Here is a 1,658-nt window from a genome sequence, read left to right as displayed (position 1 = left end):
GCCGCGGCCGGGCGGGCGGGCGTGGCCTGGGCCGCGCGCGAGGAGCGGTGGGTGGTGGACCGGGCGGCCCGCGGCACGGTGCTCCGCCAGGCCGGCGGAGGGTGCGGCGACCCGCTCGAGCTCGACCTGTCGACCGGGGGGCCGCTCGTCGACCCCGCCGACCTCGCCCCCGCCGCCCGGAACGCGCTCGGTCCCGACCCCGGGCTGGTCCGGCTCGTCCGCCTCGACGACGGGGTCGCGATCCAGGGTGACCGCGTCGTCACCGGCGAGTGCGCTGCCGTGTACCGGCTCGTCGAGGAGGAGGAGCTCGACGACGCGCTCGAGGTCAGCTGCTACGCCGCGCCGGCCGCCGCGCTGGTGACAGCGGTGCGGGACGGGTCCGGCTTCCTCGGCCCGCCCGGCGACGACGTCCGCGTGCTGCAGTCCTCGTCGGGCGCGCGGGGAGAGGGGGAGGCGGTGGGCTGGACCGCGGACCGCGCGCTGGACGGCTGGCGCCTCACCGTCCTCGTCGGGTCCGGCCGCGGGGTCGACGACCTCCGCTGCGGGCCGGCGAGCGCCTACGAGGTCTGCAGCGTGGAGACCACGGGCGACGGCACGCAGGTCGCGACGGCCCAGGTGCTGGGCGAGCGGCCGCCGGGCACCTCCTACATCAGCCTGGAGGCCGTGACGCATCGCTCGCCGTGGCGGGTCCGCGTGGTGCTGGCCCCGGACGTCGAGGGCTCCGCCGTGCCCGCGCGCCCGACCAGGCCACCGGCGGGCCTCCCGGACCTGGTGCGGCTGGCCGAGGAGGCGCGCGCCGCGGTCGAGCCGGTCGCCCCGCCGCCCTGACGCCGCCCGCGGGGGACGCCGTGCCGGAGCTCCGGGGCCCGGGGCTCCGGGCCCCGGGTCAGCCGTACATGTGGGGGGCGAGGATCCCGATGTCGCGCAGGTTGCGGTACTTCTCGTCGTAGTCCAGGCCGTAGCCGACGACGAACTGCTCGCCGATGTCGAAGCCGACCCACGACACCTCGACCTCGACCTTGGCGGCGGTGGGCTTGCGGAGCAGGGTGGCGATGCGGACCGACGCCGGTCCGCGGGAGCCGAGGTTGGCGCTCAGCCACGACAGGGTGAGGCCGGAGTCGATGATGTCCTCGACGATGAGGACGTGCTTGCCGGACAGGTCGGTGTCGAGGTCCTTGAGGATCCGCACGACGCCGGAGGACTTGGTCCCGGAGCCGTAGCTCGACACCGCCATCCAGTCCATGGTCACCGGCACGGTGAGGGCGCGGGCGAGGTCCGCCATGACCATGACGGCCCCCTTGAGGACGCCGACGAGCAGCACCTCCGACCCGGCGTAGAAGGCGTCGATCTCGGCAGCCATCTCGCGGAGCCTGGTCTGCACCTGCTCCTCGGTGAGCAGCACGCTCTCCAGGTCGGTCCCGGCGTCACGGGCGTCCATGAGGGTCCTCTCGCGGGGGGTCGTCGACGGCGAGGGTGAGCCTGCCACAGCCGTCGTCCCCCGCGGTCCGCGCAGCCGTCACGGGACCCGGGAGGGCCAGCGGGCCGTGCCCGGCACCGGCGGTGACCAGGCCGTCGAGGGCCCGGGTGTGGACCAGGCCGAGGGGGCGGGCGCCGGCCGCGGCGGCCAGCAGGCGCAGCACGCGGCGCCGGACGGCGGG

At 76.6% G+C, this 1,658-nt stretch carries 3 protein-coding genes; 1 reads left to right on the top strand and 2 read right to left on the bottom strand.

Translation table 11 applies throughout. From position 1 onward, the window contains the following. Positions 1-828, top strand: an 828-nt coding sequence (locus tag WCS02_RS20185) for a hypothetical protein (RefSeq protein ID WP_340296099.1), incomplete at its 5' end; no start/stop codon positions are given. Positions 829-886: 58 nt separating this feature from the next. Here the strand turns inward: WCS02_RS20185 and hpt are convergent. Then, positions 887-1,438, bottom strand: coding sequence for a hypoxanthine phosphoribosyltransferase (gene hpt, locus WCS02_RS20180; RefSeq protein WP_340296098.1), 552 nt, complete (start codon positions 1,436-1,438; stop codon positions 887-889). After that, positions 1,425-1,658, bottom strand: a 234-nt coding sequence (locus tag WCS02_RS20175; RefSeq protein ID WP_340296096.1) for a TilS substrate-binding domain-containing protein, incomplete at its 5' end; no start/stop codon positions are given. The genes hpt and WCS02_RS20175, both read right to left, overlap by 14 nt.

The organism is Aquipuribacter hungaricus, assembly GCF_037860755.1.
Lineage (GTDB): Bacteria > Actinomycetota > Actinomycetes > Actinomycetales > JBBAYJ01 > Aquipuribacter > Aquipuribacter hungaricus.
Note: the sequence above shows the minus strand (reverse complement) of the source record. Positions and strands in the feature narration are given on the sequence as shown.

What these genes read in the sequence shown, in the direction of transcription:
- hpt (WP_340296098.1), bottom strand. Translation starts at nt 1,438, where the DNA reads ATGGACGCCCGTGACGCCGGGACCGACCTGGAGAGCGTGCTGCTCACC.